Here is a 25,459-nt window from a genome sequence, read left to right as displayed (position 1 = left end):
ATCGGCGATGCGCCCGATTCCGGAGCGAACCGAAGGACCGATCGATGGGCGAAGCAAGCACGCGCGGAAGACGCGCTTCGCGCACCGTGGGCGCCGCGCCCGCCGCTGAGTCAAAGGCGCCCGATCCCGCGCCCGAGCCGTTATGGACGCTGTTTCGGGTGGTATTCGCTCTATCCGCGCTTTCGTGGGGTGGGCTCGCGCTGATGGCTCAGCTCGAGATGCACTACGTGGCGCGCGAGCGCCGCTTCACTCAAGTCCAATATTCCGATTTCGTGGCCCTCGCCTGGATGACGCCCGGCGCCGTCGGCTATAACGTGGCCGTGCAAGTCGGCTACGCATTGCGCGGGCGCATTGGCGCCTGCATCGCCGGCATCGCCGCCGTCTTGCCGTTCTTTAGCACGATGACGGCCTTGGCGACCTTCTATCACGCCTCGTTCATCCACGCGCTCGCAACCCCCGGTCTCATCGACCATTTCGCCGCCGTGCTGGCCGTGCTCATCGGCATCACGTGGTACCGGCAGACCCGCGCGCTCGTGCGCGAACCGCTCGAATGGGCAGCGGCCCTCGTCGCCTGCGTCGTACTGCTGACCGTGCACGGCACCGCTTCGTTCGTGCTGTTGCTAACGGGTTCGTTCGCCGCGGGGTGGTTAGCGAGCCCGGCGCGCGGCGGCAAGCTCGGGGTTTCGCTCGGAGTCACCGACAAGTTGATCGTCCTCGTCGTGCTTGCCTTGATCGCTCTGTTCGCGGTTCCGCTGCCGCCCGATTATGCGGCGCGCCTGCTCTGGCCTCGCCTCGCGGGAGCCGGCATGACCTTATTCGGTGGCGGGTTCTCCGCGTTGCCCGTGCTCAGGGCATTGTTCGAGACGCCCGCTGTCGGCGTCACGGCGCGCGAGTTCACGCTCGCCTTCGCGCTATCCCCGGTCTCGCCCGGTCCGCTACTGAACGTTGTTCCGTTTCTGGGTTACCTCGTGCATGGCTTGCCCGGAGCCATCGTGGCGACGTGTTCGCTGTTCGTACCGTCGGCCATCCTCATCGTGTTCACGCGCCGGCACTTGCACCGGCTCGAGGAGAATGCGCGCTTCGAACACGGCATGCGCGTATTGCGCGCCTCCACGACGGCGTTTTTACTGACGGCCGTCGTCCACATCGTCGAGCATGTTCCTCGTGCGCCCGCGCAACTCGTCACGGCCGCGTTCGCGCTCCTTTGCCTCGTTCGTTTGAAATTGCCCGTCTACGCCATCTATGCCATCGTCGCGGCGGTATACGGCGGGGCGCGCACCCTCGGCTATTGATCGTGTATCGAAGCTCGCCCGCTTGCGCGAGTGAGGCTTACGCGTAGCCCAGCACGCCAATCACTGCGCCCGCCGCGATGAGCCAGAGCGGATTGATCTTCGTGCGCAGTCCCACGGCCACGGTCGCGATCGTCAATGCAATGGTGGCCACCGAGCGATCGGTGCCGCGCGCGAGGATGGCGCCCGTCGCCATCAGCATCGTGCGCAGTCCCACGGCCACGGTCGCGATCGTCAATGCAATGGTGGCCACCGAGCGATCGGTGCCGCGCGCGAGGATGGCGCCCGTCGCCATCAGCAAGCCGATGGTGACGGGCGCAAGCGCCCGCCGAAATACGATCATCCAGCGCGCGTCGCGATGCGCCCCCGTGTAGTGCTCGAACGCGAGTGCGAACATCGACGACGGTCCGCACATCGCCAATGTCGAGACGATCGCTCCCGCCAAGCCGGCGACCTGCCAGCCGAATAGCGCGACGAACAGCACGTTCGGCCCGGGCGATGCTTGCGAGATCGCGAACAGCGCCGCGAACGTCGTGTCGTCGATCCAATGGTTCTGCTGCACGAGAAAGCGGTGCATTTCCGGCATCACGGCCGTCGCGCCGCCGAACGCGATCGCCGATACCAACGCGAAGCGCCACGCAAGCTCGAGCAGAATCATCGTGAGGCCCTCCATTCGACGAGCAGCGCAGTGGGGATCAACACGAGCATCGCCCAACCGAGCGGCACACGGACGATGCCGACCGCCGTGAGCGACAGCAAGCCGAACACGAGACCACGGATCGTGCGGGGCTGGCTTTGCGCGAGCTTGATGCCCGTCAACAGCACCAGCCCCGCGGCCACGGCCGTCATTCCATGCAACGCACCTTGAACCGCCGGGAGCGCCCCGAAGCGGTGATAGAGCGCGCCAAGCACGAGGACGATCACGAACGGCGCGGCGAGCAAGCCGCCGATCGCAGCCAGCGCACCGCGCCAACCGCATGCGCGATAGCCGATGATCACCGCCATATTGCAAATATTGGGACCGGGGAGAATCTGCCCGATCGCAAGCAGTTCGGCGAATTCCCGGTCGTCGAGCCAGCGGCGGCGATCGACCAGCATGCGCCGCGCCCAGGGCATCACGCCCCCGAAGCCGTAGAGGCTCATTTCGCCGAAGGTGCGAAAGAGCACCGACGGCGCAATACCGAAGAGCGGCCTCGGACGGCCATCGGACGCGCCGCTTGCTGGATCGGATTGAGTCATCGGCGAATCGGTCGTAAAGCCTCGAGTATGGCGCAAGAGGCTTGCAAAAAGGCTGCGTGCAATCAATCGTAATCGTTGCGCACGCAACCAGGTTCCTGATCGCTCAGAGTTCGGCCAAGAGCCTACTAGTACCCGGTCAAAACCCGCGCGAGAGCACGGCGGCAACGATCGTCGCGAGCCCGAGGACGAGGTTGACGAGCACGAGCCGGCGCATCGTATCGACGGCGCGCGCCCCATCCGGCCAGCGTTGCGCCTGGACGGCACGGCGGATCCGCGGAAAGACGGCGAAACGCACGTGCCCGAAGATCATCATCATGACGACGCCCAACGCCGCCATGAGATTGATCTGCCACGGCGCGTGCGAGCCCCCGAAGCGCGACATCAGAAAGCCACCCGAAATCAGGACGGCGATCACCGAGGCGCCGATCCAATTGAAGAACCGCTCGAATACGGCCTCGATCAGCGGCAACCGCAATTGGGGCGACACATCGGCTAACGCCGGACGCAAACAAAAATGCGCGAACACCATGCCGCCCACCCAGACCACTACGGCCGCCAAGTGCACGAACAGCGCAACGTCCATCGCAATCGACAAGGACATGAGACTCTCCAAGAACGTTCGTTCCAATCGATGCGTCAATCGAGCGCGGGCCGCAACGCCGTGACCTTCAACCGCGTATCGGGCGCGCGGCCGCGGCGAGCGCGCTTACCGACGTGGGGCGCGAGCGCCGCTCCCGCCAGACGTTCCTCTTGCGGTTTGCCGCCACGGCCTGTGCCGAGCAGCACGACACCCGCTGGCGCGATCGCCAACGCTTGCACGAGCTTTTCGCCCTCGTCGAGCCCCATCAAAATGATCCCGCGTCCGCCGCCCGAAAGCGACTTCATCTCATCGAGCCCGAACACGGCGAGCCGTCCCGCGCTGGACAAACAAGCGACTTGGGTTGCCTGCGGCAAAACGGGCATCGGCGCGAGCGGCTGCGCGCCTTCGTCGATGGTCATGAACGACTTGCCCGCCTTGACGCGACTGACCATATCGCCCACGCGCGCAACGAAGCCGTACCCGTTGCTCGACGCGAGCAACAACGGCTGCTCGGCGCTCGCCGCGTAATAGTGCATGAGGTGCGTGCCGGCTTCGAGGTCGATGAACGAGGTGACCGGCGCGCCGTCGCCGCGACCGCCCGGCAGCATCGCCACGGCAACCGAATACACGCGGCCCTTGCTGCCCCAGGCGATGAGGGTATCGGGCGTGCGGCATTGGAACGCCGCATACAGACTGTCGCCGTCCTTGAACGTGAAACCGGCCGTATCCAGCCCATGGCCCTTGAGGGCGCGCACCCAGCCGCGCTGCGACACGACGACCGTCACGGGCTCGTCGATGACGCGCGCCTCGAGCGTCGCGCGCTTTTCCTGCTGGATGAGCGTGCGCCGCTCGTCGCCGTATTGCTTCGCGTCGCTCTCGATCTCCTTGATGATCAGGCGCTTCATCGACGACTCGTTCGCGAGCAACTCCTCGAGCTTGGACTTCTCTTCGCGCAGCGCCTCGAGCTCCTTCTCGATCTTGATTTTTTCGAGGCGCGCCAATTGACGCAGCCTGATTTCGAGAATGTCGTCGGCCTGCCGCTCGCTCAGACCGAACGCGCTCATCAGCGCCGCCTTCGGCTCGTCCGACTCGCGGATGATGCGGATGACCTCGTCGATGTTCAGGAAGACGATCATCCGCCCTTCGAGGATGTGGATCCGATCGTCGACCTTCGTCAAACGATGGCGCGTACGGCGCGTGACCGTCGCGAAACGGAAGCCGATCCACTCCTGCAGGATTTCGGTAATGCCCTTTTGACGCGGCCGCCCATCGGAGCCGATCATCACGAGATTGAGCGCCGCGTTCGATTCGAGGCTCGTGTGAGCCAGCAACGAATTGACGAATTCGGTTTGATCGATGCGGCTCGACTTCGGCTCGAACACGAGGCGCACGGGCGCATCCTTGCCCGATTCGTCGCGCACCGCATCGAGCAGCGCGAGCATCGTCTGCTTCGTCTGTATCTGCTCGGGACTCAACGACTTCTTGCCGAGCTTGATCTTGGGGTTCGTCAGTTCCTCGATTTCCTCGAGCACCTTTTGGCCCGAGGTGTTCGGCGGCAGTTCGGTGACGACGAGTTGCCACTGCCCGCGCGCGAGATCCTCGATCTTCCAGCGCGCGCGCACCTTCAGGCTTCCGCGGCCCGTCTCGTAGGCGGCCGCGATCTCGGTCGCGCTCGAAATGATCTGACCGCCGCCCGGAAAATCGGGGCCGGGCAAATGCTCCATCAGCTCGGCATGCGAGATCTTCGGATGGCGAATCATCGCTACCGCCGCGGCGGCGACCTCGCGCAAGTTGTGCGAGGGAATTTCGGTCGCCAGACCCACCGCGATCCCCGACGCACCGTTCAGCAACAGGAACGGCAAGCGAGCGGGCAAGAGCTTCGGCTCTTGGAACGAGCCGTCGTAGTTCGGCGCGAAATCGACGGTGCCCTCGTCGATTTCGTCGAGCAGCAGCTTCGCGATCGGCGTCAGACGGGCTTCCGTGTAACGCATCGCCGCGGCGCCGTCGCCGTCGCGCGAGCCGAAGTTGCCCTGGCCGTCGATGAGCGGATAGCGCATCGAGAAGTCTTGCGCGAGCCGAACGAGCGCGTCATACGCCGATTGATCGCCGTGCGGATGGTATTTACCGAGCACGTCGCCAACGACGCGGGCCGACTTGACCGGCTTCGCGTCGGCGCCGAGCCCCATTTCGTTCATCGCGAACAGAATGCGGCGCTGCACGGGTTTTTGTCCGTCGCAGACGTCGGGCAGGGCGCGGCCCTTCACCACGCTCACCGCGTAATCCAGATAAGCGCGCTCGGCGTAATGGCCGAGCGTGAGCGACTCGCCGTCGGGCGCGGCGGCCGGTGCGAACAGATCGTCTTGTTGATCCATCGAAAATAGTGTCCGTGTTCAGGAGGCGCTAGAAGAAGTGCGCGTAGCCAAGGCGTTGCCTTGCATCAAATATCGGCTTCGACTTCGTTGCCTTTTTCTTCGAGCCAGCTACGGCGTGCCGCTGCCTCGCCCTTGCCCATCAGCATGGTCATGCGCGACACCGTGCCCTCGTATTCCAGTTCGCCGAGCGCGACCGGCATGAGCCGCCGCGTATCGGGGTTCATCGTCGTATCCCAGAGTTGCTCGGCGCTCATTTCGCCGAGACCCTTGAAGCGGCTGATGGACCACTGCGTCTCGCGCACGCCGTCCTTGCGCAGCTTGTCGAGCGTCGCTTCGAGCTCGCCTTCGTCGAGTGCGTAAAGCTTCTGCGCCGGCTTCTTGCCGCGCGCGGGCGCATCGACGCGAAACAGCGGAGGTCGCGCCACGTAGACGTGACCGCGTTCGATCAGTTGCGGGAAGTGCTTGAAGAACAGCGTGAGCAGCAGAACCTGGATATGCGCGCCGTCGACGTCCGCGTCGGACAGGATACAAATCTTGCCGTAACGCAGGTTCGAGAGGTCGACGTTGTCGTCCGGGTTATGCGGATCGACGCCGATCGCCACCGAGATATCGTGCACTTCGTTGTTCGCGAAGAGTCGATCGCGCTCGGTTTCCCACGTGTTGAGCACCTTACCGCGCAGCGGCAGAATCGCCTGGAATTCCTTGTCCCGGCCCATCTTGGCCGACCCGCCGGCCGAATCGCCTTCGACGAGGAAAAGCTCGTTGCGCGAGATATCCGTCGATTCGCAGTCGGTCAACTTGCCCGGCAACACCGCGACGCCCGAACTCTTGCGTTTCTCGACCTTCTGCCCAGCGCGCGTGCGCGCCTGCGCTTGCTTGATGACGAGTTCGGCGAGCTTCTTGCCGTGGTCCACGTGTTGATTGAGCCACAACTCGAGCGCCGGGCGCGCGAAGGACGACACGAGCTTCACGGCATCGCGGCTATTCAAGCGCTCTTTGATCTGACCTTGGAATTGCGGATCGAGCACCTTCGCCGACAGTACGAACGAGACGCGGGCGAACACGTCTTCCGCCAGCAGCTTCACCCCCTTCGGCTGCAAGTTATGCAACTCGACGAAACTCTTGACCGCTTGGAAGAGCCCGTCGCGCAAGCCGGATTCGTGGGTACCGCCGGCCGGGGTGGGGATCAGGTTGACATACGACTCGCGTTGCAGCGGCCCCTCCTCGCTCCAGGCCACCACCCACGCCGCGCCTTCGCCTTCGGCAAACGAATCTTCGCTCGCGCGCGTGCTGTCCGCGTAGCGCTCGCCTTCGAACAGCGGGATCAACAGTTCGCTGCCGGCCATGCCTTCGAGCAGGTAGCCGCGCAAACCGTCGTCGTATTTCCAGCTCTGGCGCTCACCCGTTTTTTCGTTGACGAGCACGACTTCGACGCCCGGCAGCAGCACCGCTTTCGAGCGCAAGAGCCGCTGGAGTTCGCCGAGCGGCAGATTGGCCGAATCGAAGTATTTCGGGTCGGGCAATGCCGTGACACGCGTACCGGTGCGCTTCTCCCCTCTCTCGACGGGACGTACGGTCAGCGGACGGATGACGTCGCCATGCGAGAAACCGACTTGGGCCACCTTACCGTCGCGCCAGACCGTCACATCGAGCCGGGACGACAATGCGTTCGTGACCGAAACGCCGACGCCGTGCAGACCGCCCGAGAACGTATAGGCGCCCCCGGCCGCTTTGTCGAACTTGCCGCCCGCGTGCAGGCGGGTGAAGACGATCTCGACGACGGGCACGCCTTCGTCGGGGTGCAAGCCGAACGGAATGCCTCGGCCGTCGTCTTCGACGGACACGGATTGATCGGCATGCAGCGTAACGGTTATCTGGCGGCCGTAACCGCCGAGCGCTTCGTCCGATGCGTTGTCGATGACTTCTTGAATGATGTGCAGCGGATTCTCGGTGCGCGTATACATGCCCGGCCGCTGCTTGACCGGCTCGAGCCCTTTGAGCACCTTGATCGAGGCCTCGCTGTACGCGGTGCTTGGCTTTTTCGTGGACATGGTCTCGTGTAGGTCGTTGTCCACAGCGCGTGTGGATATCCGCGTGGACAAAGCGTTGAAAGTTCAAAAAAAAGCGAATCGAAACAACGGCGGCGGCCGGCGTGCCCGCGAAGCGAGCGCGGCCGGCTGCGCCGGATGCCTGTCCGCCATAGTCGCGCCGTATTTTACTGGTTTCGTTTGATGCGGCAATTCGGCGAGGCCGGCGGCTACCGGGCGGTGATCGGCGGGGCGGCCATCCGCGGGGCCGCCGAGCGGAACGCGGCCCGCCTGACACCCGACGAACTACTTACGCTTGGCCTCCAGCGCCTCCCAGCGTTCCAACGCGGCCAACAACTCGTCGTCGATCGCGGCGTAGCGCTCGGTGAGCCGGGCGCCTTCTTTCGCGTCGCGCGCGAAGATCGAGCCGTCCTCGAGCTGGGCGCCGATCGCTTTTTGCTCCGCTTCGAGGGCGGCGATCGTCTCGGGCAACGCTTCGAGCTCCCGCTGTTCCTTGAACGAAAGCTTGACCGTACGCTGGGCGTTGCGCCCCGCCGCGCTCTCCTTGGCTACCGCCTCGCGCGGCTCCGGCTTCGGGGCGTTTTTGGCGGCCGCTTCCTGGGCGAGCCGCTCGGCGCGTTCGCTTTGCGTCTGCCAATCAGTAAAGCCGCCCACATATTCGCGCCACGCCCCGGAGCCTTCGGAGGCAATCACCGAGGTCACGACATTGTCGAGGAACGCGCGATCGTGGCTGACGAGCAGCACCGTACCGTCGTAGTCCGCCAGCAACTCCTCGAGCAACTCCAAGGTGGGAATATCGAGATCGTTCGTCGGCTCGTCGAGCACGAGGACGTTCGCGGGCCGTGCGAATAGCCGCGCCAAGAGGAGCCGGTTGCGTTCGCCGCCGGAGAGCGATTTGACAGGCGAGCGAGCCCGCTCGGGGGCGAACAGGAAATCGCCGAGATAGCTCATGACGTGCTTGCGCGTGCCGTTGACCTCGATCCAATCGCTGCCCGGGCTGATCGTATCGGCCAAGCTCTTTTCCTGATCGAGCTGCGCGCGCATCTGATCGAAATAGGCCACCTGCAGATTCGTGCCGACCCGGACCGTACCTTCGTCCGGCGCAATCTCACCGAGAATGAGCTTCAGCAGGGTCGTCTTGCCGGCGCCGTTGGGGCCGATAAAGCCGATCTTGTCGCCACGCATGACCGTCGTCGAGAAACGGTCGACGACGGTCCGTTCGCCATAGCGTTTCGTCACATCGGTCAATTCGGCGACGATCTTGCCCGAGCGCTCGCCTTGGCCCACGTCGAGCTTGACGTTGCCCTGAACGTTGCGGCGCTCGGCGCGCTGCTGGCGCATTTCGACGAGCCGTGCGATACGGCCGACGCTGCGCGTGCGGCGCGCCTCGACGCCCTTGCGGATCCAGACTTCTTCCTGCGCCAGCAGTTTGTCGAATTTTTCATTCTCGATGCGCTCCACTTCGAGTTGCTGAGCCTTGCGCGTCTGATAAGCCGAGAAATTGCCCGGATATGACAGCAGGCGTCCGCGGTCGAGTTCGACGATGCGGGTGGCGACACGATCCAGAAATGCGCGATCGTGCGTAATGAAGAGCAGGCCCGCGCGCGAATTGACGAGCAACTCCTCGAGCCAGCGGATACCGTCGAAATCCAAGTGGTTCGTGGGCTCGTCGAGCAGCAGGACATCGGGATCGACGACGAGCGCCTGGGCGAGCGCGACGCGTTTTTGCATCCCGCCCGAGAGCGCGCCGATGCGCGCTTGCCCATCGAGGTTGAGTTGCGCGATCGTGGTGGATACGCGCGTGCGCCAATTCCATGCATTGGCCGCATCGAGCGCCGACTGCAGCGTGTTCATGCGCGCAAGGAGCGCGTCGTGCTGCGCGCCCTCGGGCGTATCCGCCAGGGCGTGCGCGACGGCGTCGTATTCGTCGAGCGAAGCGCGTACGTTGGCCAAGCCGCCGGCGACGGCATCGAACACCGAGGCTTGGGGATCGAACTCGGGCTCTTGCGGCACGTAGACCGTGGAGAGGTCTTGCTGGCGCGTAACGAGCCCGTCGTCCGGATGCATGAGACCGGCGACGATCTTGAGCAGCGACGACTTGCCCGCGCCGTTGCGGCCGATGAGTCCGACGCGTTCGCCGGCTTCGAGCGAGAAATCGGCGTGATCGAGCAGCGCGACGTGTCCGAACGCGAGCTGTGCGTCGACGATGGAGTAAAGCGACATGAAAGAGCGCGCCTGCGAAAAATCGAAACATCCATTGTACCGGCCGCGGACCGTGGACCGGCATGCGCTGGCCGTTCGGCCTACCGGGGCCCCTCGGAACGCCCGTGAGTAAAAGAGTGCGACAATGCGTCTCGCCGCCAAAACGCCGCAAGGCCGCCGAGCGGCGCTAAGGTAGCGACTTTTTGAGATGAATTAGGGTAGGACGCTGTGAGCGACGTTATCGAATACAAAAGCTGGGTCTGCGTGATTTGCGGCTGGGTGTACAACGAAGAGGAAGGCCTGCCGGACGAGGGGATCGCGCCTGGCACGCGGTTCGCGGACATTCCAGAAGACTGGCGGTGCCCGCTCTGCGATGTGAGCAAGGGCGAGTTTGCGGTCGTGGAGTTTTGAGGGCTAGCCGGGCCGGATCGCACCGTTCGCGCGACCGCAATGGGCAACCGGCCCGGCTTTGATATACTGCTGCGCGCGCCGGCGCATCCGGGCTCACCGCCTGGGCAGCGGATCCTCCCCGTAGTTCAATGGATAGAACAAGTGCCTCCTAAGCGCTAGATACAGGTTCGATTCCTGTCGGGGGGACCACAAATGCCGCAAGGTTTGGCGACGTTTCATATAACAACCGCGCTGAGCTTTGCGTTCGTCGGCCCCGCATGCCATCGAGGAACTGCGTGACTACACGCGGCACCGCGCTTTACCGGAACGACAATGTTGTGGACGACTACACTTTCGTGGGTGGGGTGAAGCGGGGAACTTCCGGCTGCATCCAAATGGTCGGTTCGGCGTTAGCGAAGGCTGCATCACGTTGATGTCGACGCAGCAGTTCGACAAGTTGCGCGCGTGGCTGCTGTCCCAGGAAACAAAGATGATTCCTGGCACGAGCATCCCTTACTACGGAACAGTAACGGTGCGATGAAAAAGATTCGGCTTCTGGCACTTGCCGCGCTGCTCACGGTCCCGGTGTTCGTGGGCATTGCACGCATTGACGCGATTCCAAGATTCCTTTTCAGCAGCACCGGCTACGCTTATTGCATCCTCTGTTTGTGCTGTTCGGCGCTATCGGGGTTGAGGGCGACGAGGGCGTCGTCGCGGGCGTTATGCTCGCGCTAAGCTTCATCGTCGCAGCCGTAGTCTTATGGTGCGCTGGAGCGGTGCTCGACCGGGTTCGAGCGCATCGAGCCACGCCCAATTGATAAGCTCCGCGCGCCGCCTTGGACATCGCGGCGCGTTCACGCATGGGCGATTGTTAGCTGGGTCGACGCTTGGGATGTGCAAGATTATTAACTAAGAAACGACGGGGGAGTGTCCGCAAGCAACGGAGCAAAGGGAAAAGCGTCGGCAGTGTTGCAAGTGAGTACGGAGAAGCAACGCAACACCACGAAACGCCGCAAAACCCCTCTAGGATTAAGCTTCGTGGGCAAAAGTAGCCCGCCCCTGCTCAACGGCAAGCCACGCCACCACCTATCCGCAGGCAAAAGCTTTGGGTCCGGCCATATCCGGGTTATAGCCTTTAACGCGGCTAGAATTTCCCCTGTGAACTGCTCAGCTACGCGTTTGCGAATACGAACAGAGCGCCCAGGGCCGGGTTGCAATAGATGTTCGGCACCGAACCGGTATTCTTCCCGTCGCGAGATCTTGAACATCGCATCGGATACAGGCACGATCGAGCACGCGATCTGTCGGCGTCCCTCAAGCGTCGTCGCGCTCCAATTCAACTTCGGGGAATATAGAAGCATGCTGTGGCTGCGCACCAGCCGTTCGACGACTTGACGTAGTACATTGAGGTCTTGCTCGTCTTGTAGTGATTCGACCGGCATGTACCACATCCATTCATCGACAGCGTTGCCTGTCAATGGGTCGATGAGCGGTTGGAAAGTCTCTTTCGGCCGGACTTCCAATATGTGAAGGGCCGTCTCTTGATCTGTGAAGATTCGGGTTCCCTTGCCCATGCGCTCGAAGCCTACTGCCCGAGTGACTGCGTTGCCGACAACGTACGCCCCAAGTGCATGATTCACTTTGTTCGGCTCGTGAATTTCGCCCACAGCGAGGCCACCTCTGCACAATAGGCCAAACGATACGGCATCCAACGCCCCCAATCCCCGGCGTTCGCCATTCTCCTTCGCCGTCCGAATGGCCCGATCGAAGCTCGCCTCGGTCGCAACGCAGCATCGGTCGGCGCTCACAACCCAGTTGCCGAAGCAGTACCGCCATTGATTCGGCGATCCTCGAGCATCGCCGTGAACCACCGCCAGAGCGCGGCGTCGGCGGCGTTCGCCTGTGCCGCCGCCTCGATTCGCGCTCGCCCCATCGCATCCACCATCGAATCCGCGGCCCTCATCCACCCCTCGGAACGATCACGCCTTCTGCGGGTCGTAAAGCTTTTCCTTGATGAAAAGCGCCGGCACGACACCGCACAGAAAATAAGCCCCACCCATCACCAAGAAGCCCAGCCCGATCGTGCCGCCCGTGGCCAGCCACCCGATCGCAGCCGGCGCGATCGCCGCCCCCACCCGCCCGACGTTATATGCGCCGCCGACAGCCGATCCACGAATTCGAGCCTCGAAACTCTCCGTCATATAAGTCGCATTGACGCCATAGGGCATCCCATACAGCAGCCCAAAAACCGTCATCAAATAAGCGATGTTCCCCGGCGTATGCCACAAGACGATCAACGGTAAAAAGACGGCTGAACCGAACGCGCCGAACGCAAATACCGCTCGCCGGCCGAATTTGTCCGCCAACCAACCCGCTACTACTTTGCCGAGAATCATCGCGACATAGGTGCCGACCATATAGCTCGTCATCGACGAAAACTTCAGATGAAGCTCCTTCTCCAGATAAGTGGGCATCCAATTGCTGACACCGTAGTAGCCGAACTGCAGCAAGCCCGCCGTAACCGACCACAGGATGAACATCCGGCGGTTCGATCGATCGCTGAACACCCGCTTCATCTGCCCGCCGCGGCTCCGGGATTCGCCCGCGCCCTCGACGCGCGCACGGACACCCCGCGAGGCGAGATAACTTTGCGGCTCGGGCACCATGCGTTGCATCGTCAACGCCAGCAGTACCGGAACGATGGAAATGAAGAACAGATACCGCCAACCCCAAGCGGGCAAAATCCAACCGGCCAACAAGGTCGCTACCAGATATCCGACCGACCATCCCGCCTGCAACGTGCCGAGGATCGTCGTGCGCGATTTCGTCGGCGAGTATTCCGACATCAGCGTATTGCACGCGACGTACTGCGCGCCAAGCCCGAGCGACGCGATAAAGCGAAACGCGGCAAATTGCGCGAAATTCTCGGTGAAACCGAGCGCCGCCGTCCCCAACGAAAACAGCGCGATGGTCCAAGCGACGGTCTTCACGCGCCCGAATCGATCGCAGGCCCACCCGCCGTAAATGCCCCCGATCGCCATACCCGCGAGCGTGATGCTCCCGAGCGCCCCCGCTTCGACATTCGAAAGCCCAAACTCGCGTTTAAGACTCGAAAGGCTATAGGACAGGAACATCAAGTCCGCCCCATCGACCATCAAACCCAAAAACGCGAATACGAACGCCGCAATCCATATGCGTTCGGATGCGATGAAGCCTCGCCGGCTCAGCGAATCGATTTCCATCTATCCTCCTCCATGCACCAAAGTTCTCGGCAAGCGCTCTACGGCGCCATAACACCAAACGATAAGCGGCGACGCGCACCGCGTACTCCTGACTATTTATTGCAAGCGAATCGGCCGCATCAAACGCTCGCCTTGCGCATCATGTCCCGCGCGATGACGATCTGCTGGATTTGCGTCGTGCCTTCGTAAATGCGAAACAGGCGAACGTCGCGGTAAAAGCGTTCAACCGCATACTCCGAGACATAGCCCGCCCCGCCGTGAATCTGCACGGCACGATCGGCAACCCGCCCGCACATTTCCGATGCAAACAGCTTGCAGCATGAGGCGAGCGTGGCGACGTCCTGGTTCGCGTCGCGCCGGCGAGCCGCGTCGAGCACCATCGACCGCGCGGCGTAAATCTCCGCGCGGCTGTCCGCGAGCATCGCCTGGATGAGTTGGAACTCGGCGATCGCCTTGCCGAACTGCGCCCGTTCGAGCGCATAGCGCAGCGCATCGTCGAGCATGCGTTCAGCCGCCCCGACGCAAATGGCCGCAATATGCAAACGCCCCTTATCCAGCACTTTCATCGCGGTTTTGAAGCCGATGCCCTCGACGCCGCCGATCAAGTTCCGCGCGGGCACTCGACAGTTCTCGAAGATGACGTCGCACGTGTGCGCGCCGCGCTGTCCCATCTTCTTATCGACTTTGCCAAGCGACAGACCCGGCGTTCCCCTTTCGACGATGAACGCCGAAATCCCGCCCGCGCCTTTTATCTCGGGATCGGTGCGCGCCATGACGGTGAATAGGCCCGCCTCCGGCGCGTTCGTGATGAAGCGTTTGGTGCCGTCGATGACGTAGTGATCGCCGTCGCGCACGGCCCGCGTGCGCAACGAAGCCGCATCGGAACCGGCGCCCGGCTCGGTCAACGCGAAGGAGGCGATGAGTTCGCCCGACGCGAGCTTCGGCAAGTAATGGGCCTTTTGCTCGTCCGTTCCGTCGATGATGAGACCCTGCGACCCTATGCCGACGTTGGTGCCGAACAGCGACCGAAAGCACGGCGAAGTGCGCGCAATTTCGAACGCCACCAAAACTTCCTCTTCCATCGTGAGCCCGAGACCACCGTACTGCTCCGGAATGGACAGGCCAAACAAACCCAGCTCACGCATCTCGCCCACGATATCGGCGGGAATTTCGTCGGTCTGCGCGACGTGCTCCTCGGCGGGCACGAGGCGCTCGCGTACGAAGCGCGAAATCGCGTCGAGAAGAAGGTTGAGCGTTTCATCGTCACGGATCATCTGCCATTCCTGTTTTCACGACGGGCGCTCCGCACGCGCGCCGCCATTGCCGGTCATCGCCGCCCTAGGGCGGCACCTAAACGTTTTACGAGATCGACTAGGCGCGGACCCAAGTCCTCTTCCAGCGTCTGTCGGCTCATCACGAACGCGGGGCCGCCGCAATTGAAGGCCATGCGCGTGCCGTCAGGGGCCGTGAACGGAACACCGACGGCGGCGATGTCTTTGTCCCAATCGCCCGCCGACAGGCAAAAGCCGCGTTCCTCGTAATCCTTCACCGCCTGCTCGACGCCGCGTTCGATCCGCGGCCAATCGGCCTCGTCGCGAGCACGCACCTGTTGCAAGACGTCGTTACGCTCTTGCTCGGATGCGGCGGCCAGGTACGCCCGCCCCATCGACGTCGTTGCAAGCGGCAAACGCACCCCCACGCTGCGCATCACGGTAATCGGCGCGCTGCTGCGGACCCATTCGACGTAGACCACGGAGAGGCGGTCGCGAACGCCGATGGCCACCGACGCGCGCGCATACTCGGCCAGTTCCTGCATGAACGGGCGCGCCACATCGCGGATATCCAGATTCGAGAGCATCGAATAGCCGAGCGAAAGCACGCCGGTGCCGAGGCTGTACTTGCCGAGCGACTCCGAGTACCGCAGGTAACCGAGCTTGGCGAGCGTCCCGGCCAAGCGCGCTACCGTCGCCTTGGGCAAACCCGCTCGACGCGCAAGTTCCGAGAGGCCCAAGTAACGCTCGCGCGGCTCGAAACAGCGCAGCACCTCGAGCCCCCGCGCCAATGCGGTGACGAATTGCCGGTCGGCCCCTTCGTCATCGAACCGAGCGATATCGCGCGGCTCGATCCGAGCCGCCGATCGCTGCGCCGCGCTCTTCATTCTCGGCATCGTTGCTCCCCGCTTTTGTTCATCCGAGCCCTTGGTTTTGGCGGATCCTGTCATGGCGCAAATCTCCGTGTCAAACAATTTCCATTTTTGGTTCGCACAGCGGATCGACATTTCGAACTTAAGTATTCCGCTTACCAATTGCGATTTCGTTGCATCCGGGATCACCCTATCCCCATAATCGGCCTATGTTTCATTGGATCCGAATACCGTTTACATTCCTCCAGTGCTTCGATACTGTGCGCATACGATCCAATTCTACATTGACGGTTCGCATAGCGGACCGATCTCGACTTCAGGATGTCCCCATGCAAGGAGCACTCTCGCAGCTTCGCGTTCTCGATCTGTCGCGCGTATTGGCCGGCCCCTGGGCGAGCCAGACTCTGGCGGATCTCGGTGCGGAAGTGATCAAAATCGAACGGCCGCGAACAGGCGACGACACGCGCGCCTGGGGCCCGCCGTATCTCGCCGACGCCGACGGCGATCCGACGGGCGAATCGGCTTATTTCCTCGCCGCGAATCGCGGCAAGCAATCCGTCACGTTGGACATCGCGACGCCCGAGGGACAAGCGATCGTGCGCAAGCTGGCGCAACAAAGCGATGTCTTCATCGAGAACTACAAGGTGGGCGACATGGCCCGCTATGGACTCGCCTACAGCGATCTGCGCGAGCTCAATCCTCGGTTGATCTATTGCTCGATCACCGGATTCGGACAAGACGGTCCGCTTTCGTCGTGGGCCGGTTACGACTTCATCGTCCAAGCGATGGGCGGCCTCATGAGCATCACGGGCGAGCGCGACGCACTGCCGGGCGGGGGACCGCAAAAGGTCGGCGTCGCATTCGCCGACTTGATGACGGGCATGTACGCCACGGTGGCCATCCTTGCCGCGCTCGCCTATCGCACCGCCACCGGTGACGGCCAGTACATCGACATGGCGCTGCTCGACGTGCAGGTCGCGGCACTCGCGAACATGAATCTGAACTACCTCGTCTCGGGGAAGACGCCGCAACGCCAAGGCAACGCGCACGCGAACATCGTTCCATACGAAGCGTTCGACGCTCGAGACGGGAAGATCGTATTGGCCGTCGGCAACGACGGTCAGTTCCGCAAATTTTGCGAAGTGGCGCAGTGCGCGGAGCTCGCGAGCGATCCGCGGTTCGCGACGAACGCGGCGCGCGTCGTCCATCGCGAGACGCTGGTTCCGTTGATACGAGAGATCCTATCGGCGCGCACGGTCGAGCAATGGGTCACTCCGCTCGCGGCCGCGGGCGTGCCCTGCGGTCCGGTGAACGACATCGCTCAAACGTTCGCGCATCCGCACGTGCGTCATCGGGGCATGCGCGTGGACTTGCCCCACCCGCTTTCCGGCACTGCCCCGAGCGTGGCCAATCCGATCAAGATGTCGGGTTCGCCGATTCGTTACACCAGCGCGCCGCCGACGCTCGGGCAGCACACGGACGATGTACTGCAAAAGCTGTGCGGGATCGAGGAGGACGAGCTTCATCTGCTTCGACGCAACGGGATCGTCTGACGAAACGGGCGACGCAACCGGCTTTACGGCCCGCCGCTCCGTGCTAGCATCGTCCGACCACGGAAGCGCATCAATGAACCCGACGATAGCTCATCAATTCGATACCGAATTTGCACCTCGCATTGCGCAAGCGATCCAAGACGTCATCGGCCGCGACGCCGAAGTGCGGCTCGTACCTTATGGCGGCCCCGATCGGCCCACCACGCTGGAGATCACCGCGCCGGCCGCCGAGCGCATACGCGGCGCGCGGCATCCGCTCAATCTGCGGATGACATGGGACGAATGCGAGATCGCGTCGCTGACCGAGCACAACGGCCCGCAACGATTCGAACATTATCTGGAGGCGCTGCCGCGCAAGCTTGCCGCCTGGCAAATCGCGCGCGATTTCGATTTGGCCACGCGGTCGCAGGCCGAGCCTTTCATTCTGCTCGGCAATCTCGACTTGGAAGGCTAGTGCCGGTGATGGAGCCGATCGAGCCAATGGTGCGCTTGGACCCAATGCATCAGGTCGGCAACAGGATGATCGGTATGGTAGCGGGTGGCCACGGCAAGCGCCGCACAGGCCGCCAGCGCCAAAAACAGCACCATTGCGAACGACGAATCGAACATGGCCGCCTCCACGCTTCAGCGGGCTATCGAACTTAGGCTTATTGTAGGCTCCCGGAGCGCATCCGCGAATGTGCGGCGCCGCACGCCGCATCGCTGCGATAATTAAGGTCCCCATCCCACCCCAACGTCCCAGTCAAGGAGCCGCCGTGAGCGAGCCGACTTCCTCTCCTGTCAACGCCATTCGCCGTGTCGCCTTTATCGGGCTCGGCGTCATGGGCTACCCGATGGCCGGCCACTTGGCCAGAGCCGGGTTCGACGTCACCGTCTATAACCGGACCGCGGCCAAAGCGCAGCAGTGGGTAGCCGAATTCGGCGGCCGGGCGGCCGCCACCCCGCGCGAAGCCGCGCAAGGCGCGCAACTCGTGCTGGCTTGCGTCGGCAATGACGACGACTTGCGCGGCGTCACGCTCGGCCAAGACGGCGCCTTCGCCGGCATGACGAGCGGTGCGCTGTTCGCCGACCACACCACCGCCTCGGCCAACGTCGCACGCGAGCTCGCTCAAGCGGCAAGCGCCCACGGCATCGGATTCATCGACGCACCGGTCTCGGGCGGCCAAGCGGGCGCCCAAAACGGCAAACTCACGATCATGTGCGGCAGCGACGATGCGCCGAACTTCGAGCGCGCCGCGGCCGTATTGAAGCATTACGCGGTGGCCGTCACCTGTCTCGGGCCCGTCGGCTCGGGCCAACTGACGAAAATGGTCAACCAGATCTGCATCGCGGGCCTCGTGCAGGGTCTGTCGGAAGCGATCCATTTCGGCGAGCGCGCCGGACTCGATATGACGCGCGTGCTCGAGGTCATCGGCAAGGGCGCCGCCGCAAGCTGGCAGATGGATAATCGCGGCAAAACGATGATCGAGAACAAATTCGATTTCGGTTTCGCCGTCGATTGGATGCGCAAGGACCTCGGCTTCTGTTTGGACGAGGCCAAGCGCAATGGGGCCTCTTTGCCGGTCACGGCACTCGTCGACCAGTTCTACGGCGACGTTCAGGCGCTCGGCGGCAATCGCTTGGATACGTCCAGCCTGATTTGGAGATTGCGCAAGCTGCATGAGCCGCGCTGAGGCGGGTACCCGCCGATCGCTGCCCGGGTGCGGTGATACACTCGGCACGCAAGCGGCACCGCACTTTTCATCGAGCTGTACAGCCCACCGTTAAGAAGAAGGAGGCATCCGATGGCTGAGTTCAGAATCTGGTCCGATGACTTCCCGAGCAACGGCTTCATGCCGAAAGCTCAGGAGTGCAACGACAAATCGTTCGGCGTCGACGGCGACGGCGGCAACCTCTCGCCCGCGCTGCAATGGGAAGCGCCGCCCGCGGACACGAAAAGCCTCGCGTTGACCGTCTACGATCCCGATGCGCCGACCGGCAGCGGCTTCTGGCATTGGGTCGTCGTCAACATCCCGGCCGACGTGCGCTCGCTGCCGCTCGGCGCGGGCAAGGCCGATGGCAGCCTTCTTCCGGCCGGCGCCATCCAAGTGCGCAACGACTACGGCACGCAAGGCTTCGGCGGCGCCGCCCCGCCGCGCGGCGACAAGCCGCATCGCTATATTTTCCGCTTGCACGCCCTTAAGGTGGATCGCCTCCCGATCACGCCCGAGACGACCAATGCGGTCGCCCGGTTCATGACGCATCTGAACGAACTCGACTCGACGACCTACACCGGGCTTTACGAACTCAAATAGTATGCGCGCGGGCCGCATCGGCACGGTCGTTGCGAATGCAACCAACCTCGCCCGGTGAGCCCGCAAGCCTGTCGAAGGGTTGCGCGCTTAGAATGTGGGGGTACGTCCCCCGCAGCCCGCTACCCTGAGTTTCTTCGTGATGGAAGCAGAACAAGGCATTCCCGTTCCCCAGCGTTATTGGGCGATCGTCGTCATTGCGCTGGGCATCACGCTGGCCGTGCTCGACGGCGCCATCGCCAACGTCGCCCTGCCCACCATCGCCAAAGACCTGCGCGCCAGCGCGGCATCCTCGATTTGGGTGGTCAACGCTTATCAGCTTTCCGTCACGATTTCGCTGTTGCCGCTCGCCTCGCTAGGCGATCGGATCGGCTATCGGCGCGTCTATCTAGGCGGACTTGCCCTATTCACGGTCGCCTCGCTCGGCTGCGCGCTTGCAGGTTCGCTCACCTCGCTGGCGCTCGTGCGCGTCGTCCAAGGATTCGGCGCCGCGGGCATCATGAGCGTCAACACCGCGCTCGTACGCACGATCTATCCGGTCAGCCGGCTCGGTCGCGGCGTCGCAATCAATGCAATGGTCGTCGCCATTTCATCCGCCGTGGGCCCGACGGCCGCCTCGGCCATCCTCGCGGTTGCTCCTTGGCCATGGCTTTTCGCGGTCAACGTGCCGATCGGCATCGTCGCCTTCGCAGGCGCGCTGCGCGCATTGCCGACGAACCCCGGACACAATGCGCCGTACGATTACCTCAGCGCCGCGATGAACGCGATCGTGTTCGGGCTCATGATTTTTACGATCGACGGGCTCGGCCATGGTGAAGCGCCCGGCTGGCTAATCGCGCAAGTACTCGCGGTTCTTGTCGTCGGCTATTTGTTCGTGCGGCGTCAACTAACGCGCCCCGCTCCGTTGCTGCCGATCGATCTGCTCAAGATTCCCGTGTTCGCGCTGTCGATCGCGACCTCCGTCTGTTCGTTTTGCGCGCAGATGCTCGCGTACGTGTCGCTGCCGTTCTTCTTCCAAAACGTCCTGGGCTTCGATCAAGTCCGCACGGGGCTTTTGATTACCCCCTGGCCGTTCGTGATCGTCTTCGCCGCGCCGATCGCAGGCGTGCTGTCCGATCGCTACTCGGCGGGGATCCTCGGCGGCATCGGCCTGATTGCATTGACGGTCGGGCTCGCCCTGCTTGCGACGTTGGGCGCGCATCCTAGCGTCTTTTCGATTACCTGGCGCATGGCGCTGTGCGGCGCCGGATTCGGCATGTTTCAATCGCCCAACAACCGGCAAATGCTTTCGTCCGCCCCGCGCGAACGCAGCGGTGGCGCCAGCGGCATGCTCGGCACCGCACGGCTCACGGGCCAAACGGTCGGAGCGGCGCTCGTCGCGCTGATCTTCGGCGTTTCGCCGCAGCATGGTCCGGTGATCGCGCTCACGCTCGCCGCCGCCGTGGCCGGGCTTGCATCGGTCGTGAGTCTGATGCGTCTTCGCACGCCCGCTGTCGCCGCGGCGTCTTGACACGGGCAGCCCTAAGCCGCGCTCGGCGCGCTCGCGCACCCCGGGGACAAAACCCCAACGGCCGCACCAACGCGAGAAAAATGTGTCCAAGCAAATGGCCCGTGGCACGGCATGCATGCGCCGCCGCGCTCGCGGTTGTTCGCTTTGCTCATTCGGCCTTGCCCGAGGGCAACGCCGTGAAGGAGCCGCCATGTCGCTCATCGTCGCTGGACGTTTCACTACGTTCGCCGCGGCGCAATCCGCCGCCCGGCAACTGTTCGCGCAAGGCTTCTTGGAAGAGGACGTCAGCCTCTTTTTCGTCAATCCGCGGGGACAGCACGCTCACCGCGCGGCCGACAGTCTCCATATGATCCCACCCGCCCCGCGCTCGATGGGGCGGACGGACGAGTGGCGCACGGCAGGCGCGGTCGCGGGCGCCGTCGTGGGCGTGGCCGTTTGCGCACCGCTGACCGCATCGTTCATCGCCGCGGTCACGGCGGCCGGCATCGGCGCCTATGCGGGCGCGCTGCTCGGCGGCCGTGCGCATGGACTCATCGGCACCTCGCCTGATTTGCGCGAACGCGTCCACCATGCCGTCCATCATGAAACGCGCGAGTCCGGCGTGCTGGTCGCCGTCCATGTCTCGCCCGACAATCAGGCGAAAGCCGCCCAAGCGCTCGACGATGCGGGCGCGCTAGCGGTCGAACGCGCGACGGGGCGTTGGCAACAAGGCCGTTGGGCCGACTTCGACCCCACCCTGCCGCCGCAGCCCATCGCGGAGTTCACGCAGCGCCACGCGTAGCGCGGGAGCCTCGCGCATCACTCGGTGGCATGCACTTTCAAGCGGTTTTTGACTTCGTGCACGCCGTCCACGCCGGCGACGACCTGCTCGGCGCGCGTCTTGTCGTCGCTGGTCGGCACGCTGCCCGTGAGCCAAACGATGCCGCGACGCGTCTTCACGTGAATGTGCGTGGATTTCACGTCCTTCGCGGTCATCAGCGCCGCCTTCACCTTGGTCGTGATCGTGCCGTCGCTAATGTGTTGGCCGAGCGACTCGGAGCTGCCCGAGGGCGCCGAGGCGCTCTCGGTCGTGGAGGCGCCGGACGAAGCCATGGTCTGAGCCGTCACTCCGGCGGCTAGCGAAAGAGAAGCAATAACGGTTGCGATTTTGAGTAAAGGGAGCGCTTTCACGGTTTTCTCCTGCTCAAAGATGGAAGAAATTGCCGAAGCCGGCATGCGCGATCGGCAATGAATTGCCGCCCTGCGTTTTGTGCGCATTCCCCTTTCTGCAAGCAGCGTGCCGGTTTTTGCGGGGTGCGATCATCTCGCCTTCCGCTCGATCGTTCGCGCATCCAAAGCGTCGCGCGCCGCGCTTTTGCACTGCACTCTGTAAAACATGCCGCGTTGCGCCCTTCGCGGCACGGTTCCTGCAGCGTCCAATCGTCTGCATAGCCCATGTTGCAACAACTGGTATGGCGGTTGCTTTAACAGCCAGGACTATTCCACAGGACTTTCGACATGCCACCGACACTCGAGCTACGCAGCAAACAACACGTGGCACTGACGCCGCGCCTGCAACAATCGGTGCGCCTCCTGCAACTATCGTCGTTGGAGTTCCAGCACGAATTGCGGCAAGCGCTCGATAACAATCCGTTCCTCGAATACGACGATCCGATCGCCGAAGAGTCCGATAGCCCCACCAACGGCTCGCATACGGCCGATGGCGAGCAATTGCAGCCCGGCATCGCGGCCGAGGCGCCGCAGCCGGTCGAGGCCGCCGACCCCTACGATGGGCTCGCTGGCCCCGACGCCACCGTGTCCGCGCCAGGCGACGATCCGATCGGCGAATTCGGCCAAGACTGGAGCACGCGCGGAGCGTCGCGCAACAACGGCGATTCCGACGACGTCGATCCCGGCGCTTGGGCGCACGCCCAGCCGACGATGCACGAACACTTGCATAACCTGCTGCACCTTTATCCGCTGACCGAACGCGATCGCGCGGCCGCGCAGATCGTAATCGAGGCGCTCGACGACGATGGGTACCTGCGCGAGTCGCTCGAGGAACTCGCCGGCGCGTTCGAAGCGGATCCGCCGCTCACCGAAGAGGAGTTGCGCGTAGCGTTACGTCTCGTGCAAACGCTCGATCGTCCCGGCGTGGGCGCGCGTTCGTTATCCGAATGCTTGAGTCTCCAATTGGACGCGATGTCGTCCGATACTCCCGGACGCGCGGCCGCCCGCGAAATCGTCGAACATCATTTGGAGCGGCTCGCGCGGCGCGAGCATGCCGAGCTGCAAAAGCAACTGGGCTGCTCCGCCGAGGAACTGCGCACGGCGTGCGCGCTCGTGCGGCGGCTCGACCCCAAGCCAGGTCAGTTTTACGCGCGTTCCGACGACAATTACGTCATTCCCGACGTCATCGTGCGCCGGGTCAAAGGCCGCTGGGTCGCCACGATCAATCCCGCCGTGTTGCCTCGGGCACGCATCCATCGCGTCTATGCGGAGTTGTTCGCGCAATCGGGCGGCGCGGGTTCGCCGCTCGGGCAGCAATTGCAGGAAGCGCGTTGGCTGCTTCGCAATGCGGAGCAGCGCTTCACGACCATTCAACGCGTTGCGCAATGCATCGTCTCCTATCAGAAAGCCTTCTTCGATTACGGAGAGATCGCGCTAAAACCGCTCGTATTGAGCAAGCTTGCCGAAGAGTTGGGGCTGCACGAATCGACCGTATCGCGCGCATCGAGCAACAAGTACATGGCCACGCCGCGCGGCATCTTCGAGTTCCGCCACTTCTTCCCGCGCGAGCTCGCGACCGAAACGGGCGGCCGCTGCTCGGCCGCCGCGGTGCGCGCGTTGATCAAGGAAATGATCGATCAGGAAGACGTACGCAACCCCCTGTCCGACGTCGCACTCGCAAAAATGCTGTCGCAGGAAGGGATGATCGTCGCCCGCCGCACCGTCGCCAAATATCGCAACCTGTTGAAGGTGCCGCCGGCTCAATTGCGACGCCAAGCCTGACGCTCTCCCGCGGGCGTCCATTCATCGATTAGGACTGCAAACCGTTTGATTTGCAGTCCTAAAAGGAAAGGGCCGACTGCGATGTCGGCCCTATTCGTATGATACGTATGGCGGCGATACCGCCGCAGTGCCGGTGGCCTAAGCGGCGATATCGGCCAGTTTGACGGCTTTACGGGTGACCGACGCGGCCGTGGTGACGTGACGCAGATCGGCCAGGAAGGCGTCGCGCCAGGTCGATAGATCGCCCGAGCGAAGCTGCGCCATCATATCCGCGTGGCGCGCCTTGCGGTCTTCCAGCGGCATGGAAAGCGCGCGCTCGAGCGCCTCGGCCATCTGCGTGAGATCGAACGGATTCACGATCAACGCGCCGGGCAACTGTTCGGCCGCGCCGGCGAACTGCGAGAGCACGAGTACGCCCGGATCCTCGGGATCTTGGGACGCGACGTATTCCTTGGCCACGAGATTCATACCATCACGCAGCGGCGTGACGTAGCCCACTTGCGAGAGACGGAAGAGCGCCATCAACAGATTGCGCTCGTACTTGCGGTTCAAGTATTGGATCGGCGTCCAATCGAGTTGAGCGAAACGTCCGTTGATGCGGCCCGCCTCGCCTTCCAGCGTCTGCCGGATGCGTTGATAGGTCTGGACGTCAGAGCGCGTCGGGGGCGCGATCTGCACGAGCGATACGCGTCCGTGCCAATGAGGCGCGGCGAGCAAGAGCCGCTCGAACGCTTGGAAACGTTCGACGAGCCCCTTCGAATAATCGAGACGATCGACGCTCATGATGAGCTTGCGTCCGCGCATCGCGTCGCGCAGCGTCCCGACTTGCTTGCGATCGGCGAATTGCTGCGCCGCCTTGGCGATTGCGTCGGGATAGATGCCGATGGGGTAGGCGCCGACCTTGAGCACCCGTCCGAACGCGTGGATCATCCCATCGTCGCTGGCGGTGCCGAAGCCTCCGCGTTCGATGTAGTCGACGAACGACTGACGATCGGCCTGCGTTTGGAAACCGAGCACGTCGAAACTGCACATCGCCTTGACGAGTTCTTCATGAGGCGGGACCGTACGCAGCATCTCCGGCACTGGAAACGGAATATGCAGGAAAAAGCCGATAGGGTTGTTCACGCCCAATTCGCGCAATGCACGCGCGAATGGCAGAAGGTGATAGTCGTGAACCCAGATGATATCGTCGGGCTCGAGCATGGCCTTCAGTTGCTTGGCCATCGTCGCATTGACCCGCAGATAACCGGCGTATTCCTGCCGGTCGTAACGGGATAAGTCGGTGCGGTAGTGGAACGTCGGCCACAGGGTCGCGTTCGAAAACCCCCGGTAGTACTGATCGTAATCGCGTCGCGTGAGGCCAACGGTCGCGTAAGTGACCTTGCCCTGTTTCTCGATGGCCGGCGCTTGTGCTTCGCCGACGATCTCTCCACTCCACCCGAACCAGACGCCGCCCGTTTCCTTCAGGGCGTCTAGCACGCCAATCGCGAGCCCTCCCGCTGCGGGGCGGCCCTCTTGCGTCGGCGCGACGCGGTTTGACACCACGATAAGTCTGCTCATTGCGGCTCCACCTCTTCGGTTGGCATTCTCGCGCGGCGAACCATCTCGC

23 protein-coding genes and 1 tRNA gene are annotated in these 25,459 nt (G+C 63.3%); 11 read left to right on the top strand and 13 right to left on the bottom strand.

Annotated features, from left to right (window positions below; translation table 11 throughout):
- The first annotated feature begins 44 nt into the window (after nucleotides 1–44).
- Nucleotides 45–1,292 (top strand): chromate transporter, encoded by a 1,248-nt coding sequence (locus DXT59_RS06540; RefSeq protein WP_116136100.1) that lies wholly within the window; start codon nucleotides 45–47, stop codon nucleotides 1,290–1,292.
- Nucleotides 1,293–1,329: 37 nt separating this feature from the next.
- On the opposite strand, the gene DXT59_RS06535 is transcribed toward DXT59_RS06540, so the two are convergent.
- The 6 genes from DXT59_RS06535 to DXT59_RS06510 form a co-directional block, all read right to left on the bottom strand.
- Nucleotides 1,330–1,947 (bottom strand): chromate transporter, encoded by a 618-nt coding sequence (locus tag DXT59_RS06535; protein WP_116136156.1) that lies wholly within the window; start codon nucleotides 1,945–1,947, stop codon nucleotides 1,330–1,332.
- Nucleotides 1,944–2,528 (bottom strand): chromate transporter, encoded by a 585-nt coding sequence (locus tag DXT59_RS06530; RefSeq protein WP_116136099.1) that lies wholly within the window; start codon nucleotides 2,526–2,528, stop codon nucleotides 1,944–1,946. The genes DXT59_RS06535 and DXT59_RS06530 overlap by 4 nt, the downstream gene beginning before the upstream one ends.
- A 136-nt stretch (nucleotides 2,529–2,664) precedes the next feature.
- A complete protein-coding gene (locus DXT59_RS06525; RefSeq protein ID WP_116136155.1) occupies nucleotides 2,665–3,123 on the bottom strand; it encodes a CopD family protein in 459 nt (152 codons plus the stop codon).
- 41 nt (nucleotides 3,124–3,164) lie between these two features.
- Entirely contained in the window at nucleotides 3,165–5,480 is a 2,316-nt protein-coding gene (gene parC, locus DXT59_RS06520) for a DNA topoisomerase IV subunit A (RefSeq protein WP_116136098.1), read from the bottom strand.
- Between the two features lie 65 nt (nucleotides 5,481–5,545).
- Nucleotides 5,546–7,531 carry a DNA topoisomerase IV subunit B gene (locus tag DXT59_RS06515; protein WP_116136097.1) on the bottom strand — a complete coding sequence of 662 codons (1,986 nt, stop codon included), beginning with the start codon at nucleotides 7,529–7,531 and terminating at the stop codon, nucleotides 5,546–5,548.
- Between the two features lie 282 nt (nucleotides 7,532–7,813).
- Nucleotides 7,814–9,751: an ATP-binding cassette domain-containing protein gene (locus tag DXT59_RS06510; RefSeq protein ID WP_116136096.1), complete on the bottom strand. Its 1,938-nt coding sequence runs from the start codon at nucleotides 9,749–9,751 to the stop codon at nucleotides 7,814–7,816.
- 207 nt (nucleotides 9,752–9,958) lie between these two features.
- Between DXT59_RS06510 and DXT59_RS06505 the strand changes: the two genes are divergently transcribed.
- The 3 genes from DXT59_RS06505 to DXT59_RS31550 all read left to right on the top strand — a co-directional run bounded on the left by DXT59_RS06505 (nucleotide 9,959) and on the right by DXT59_RS31550 (nucleotide 10,661).
- Nucleotides 9,959–10,141: a rubredoxin gene (locus DXT59_RS06505; RefSeq protein WP_116136095.1), complete on the top strand. Its 183-nt coding sequence runs from the start codon at nucleotides 9,959–9,961 to the stop codon at nucleotides 10,139–10,141.
- A gap of 114 nt (nucleotides 10,142–10,255) precedes the next feature.
- Nucleotides 10,256–10,330 (top strand) — tRNA-Arg (locus tag DXT59_RS06500).
- A 223-nt stretch (nucleotides 10,331–10,553) separates the two neighbouring features.
- Complete coding sequence (locus DXT59_RS31550; RefSeq protein ID WP_420823364.1) at nucleotides 10,554–10,661, top strand: hypothetical protein; 108 nt, start codon at nucleotides 10,554–10,556, stop codon at nucleotides 10,659–10,661.
- A 1,263-nt stretch (nucleotides 10,662–11,924) separates the two neighbouring features.
- Here the strand turns inward: DXT59_RS31550 and DXT59_RS06490 are convergent.
- The 4 genes from DXT59_RS06490 to DXT59_RS06475 all read right to left on the bottom strand — a co-directional run bounded on the left by DXT59_RS06490 (nucleotide 11,925) and on the right by DXT59_RS06475 (nucleotide 15,520).
- Nucleotides 11,925–12,083, bottom strand: a complete 159-nt coding sequence (locus DXT59_RS06490) for a hypothetical protein (protein WP_205417379.1) — start codon at nucleotides 12,081–12,083, stop codon at nucleotides 11,925–11,927.
- A 16-nt stretch (nucleotides 12,084–12,099) separates the two neighbouring features.
- Nucleotides 12,100–13,362, bottom strand: a complete 1,263-nt coding sequence (locus DXT59_RS06485) for an MFS transporter (protein WP_116136094.1) — start codon at nucleotides 13,360–13,362, stop codon at nucleotides 12,100–12,102.
- 119 nt (nucleotides 13,363–13,481) lie between these two features.
- On the bottom strand, nucleotides 13,482–14,636 hold the full coding sequence (locus DXT59_RS06480) for an acyl-CoA dehydrogenase family protein (protein ID WP_116136093.1): 1,155 nt from the start codon (nucleotides 14,634–14,636) through the stop codon (nucleotides 13,482–13,484).
- Nucleotides 14,637–14,689: 53 nt separating this feature from the next.
- Entirely contained in the window at nucleotides 14,690–15,520 is an 831-nt protein-coding gene (locus tag DXT59_RS06475) for an IclR family transcriptional regulator (protein ID WP_420823366.1), read from the bottom strand.
- A gap of 314 nt (nucleotides 15,521–15,834) precedes the next feature.
- On the opposite strand from DXT59_RS06475, the gene DXT59_RS06470 reads away from it, so the two are divergent.
- Together DXT59_RS06470 and DXT59_RS06465 are read left to right on the top strand one after the other, a co-directional pair.
- The gene (locus DXT59_RS06470; RefSeq protein ID WP_116136092.1) at nucleotides 15,835–17,058 is read left to right on the top strand and encodes a CaiB/BaiF CoA transferase family protein; all 1,224 of its coding nucleotides are present in this window, start codon (nucleotides 15,835–15,837) and stop codon (nucleotides 17,056–17,058) included.
- Between the two features lie 73 nt (nucleotides 17,059–17,131).
- Nucleotides 17,132–17,512 carry a DUF5594 family protein gene (locus DXT59_RS06465; RefSeq protein WP_116136091.1) on the top strand — a complete coding sequence of 127 codons (381 nt, stop codon included), beginning with the start codon at nucleotides 17,132–17,134 and terminating at the stop codon, nucleotides 17,510–17,512.
- Here DXT59_RS06465 and DXT59_RS30480 read toward each other — a convergent pair.
- Nucleotides 17,509–17,667, bottom strand: coding sequence for a hypothetical protein (locus DXT59_RS30480; protein WP_162877971.1), 159 nt, complete (start codon nucleotides 17,665–17,667; stop codon nucleotides 17,509–17,511). The genes DXT59_RS06465 and DXT59_RS30480 overlap by 4 nt on opposite strands.
- Nucleotides 17,668–17,813: 146 nt before the next feature.
- Here DXT59_RS30480 and DXT59_RS06460 point away from each other — a divergent pair, with 146 nt between their 5' ends.
- The 4 genes from DXT59_RS06460 (at nucleotide 17,814) to DXT59_RS06445 (ending at nucleotide 21,640) form a co-directional block, all read left to right on the top strand.
- Nucleotides 17,814–18,731, top strand: a complete 918-nt coding sequence (locus tag DXT59_RS06460; RefSeq protein ID WP_240324417.1) for an NAD(P)-dependent oxidoreductase — start codon at nucleotides 17,814–17,816, stop codon at nucleotides 18,729–18,731.
- A gap of 111 nt (nucleotides 18,732–18,842) precedes the next feature.
- Nucleotides 18,843–19,352, top strand: coding sequence for a YbhB/YbcL family Raf kinase inhibitor-like protein (locus tag DXT59_RS06455; protein WP_116136089.1), 510 nt, complete (start codon nucleotides 18,843–18,845; stop codon nucleotides 19,350–19,352).
- 139 nt (nucleotides 19,353–19,491) lie between these two features.
- Nucleotides 19,492–20,859, top strand: coding sequence for an MFS transporter (locus tag DXT59_RS06450; protein WP_116136088.1), 1,368 nt, complete (start codon nucleotides 19,492–19,494; stop codon nucleotides 20,857–20,859).
- Between the two features lie 190 nt (nucleotides 20,860–21,049).
- Entirely contained in the window at nucleotides 21,050–21,640 is a 591-nt protein-coding gene (locus tag DXT59_RS06445; protein WP_116136087.1) for a hypothetical protein, read from the top strand.
- A 17-nt stretch (nucleotides 21,641–21,657) separates the two neighbouring features.
- Here the strand turns inward: DXT59_RS06445 and DXT59_RS06440 are convergent, their stop codons facing one another.
- A complete protein-coding gene (locus DXT59_RS06440) occupies nucleotides 21,658–22,029 on the bottom strand; it encodes a BON domain-containing protein (protein ID WP_116136086.1) in 372 nt (123 codons plus the stop codon).
- A 327-nt stretch (nucleotides 22,030–22,356) separates the two neighbouring features.
- On the opposite strand from DXT59_RS06440, the gene DXT59_RS06435 reads away from it, so the two are divergent.
- Nucleotides 22,357–23,850: an RNA polymerase factor sigma-54 gene (locus DXT59_RS06435; protein WP_116136085.1), complete on the top strand. Its 1,494-nt coding sequence runs from the start codon at nucleotides 22,357–22,359 to the stop codon at nucleotides 23,848–23,850.
- Nucleotides 23,851–23,988: 138 nt separating this feature from the next.
- Here the strand turns inward: DXT59_RS06435 and otsA are convergent, their stop codons facing one another.
- Entirely contained in the window at nucleotides 23,989–25,410 is a 1,422-nt protein-coding gene (gene otsA, locus DXT59_RS06430) for an alpha,alpha-trehalose-phosphate synthase (UDP-forming) (RefSeq protein ID WP_116136084.1), read from the bottom strand.
- Between the last annotated feature and the right edge of the window lie 49 nt (nucleotides 25,411–25,459).

The sequence above is a fragment of the Trinickia diaoshuihuensis genome, assembly GCF_003390925.1.
GTDB lineage: Bacteria > Pseudomonadota > Gammaproteobacteria > Burkholderiales > Burkholderiaceae > Trinickia > Trinickia diaoshuihuensis.
The sequence above is the reverse complement of the archived record's forward strand: the minus strand, read 5'-3'. Positions and strand labels throughout refer to the sequence as shown.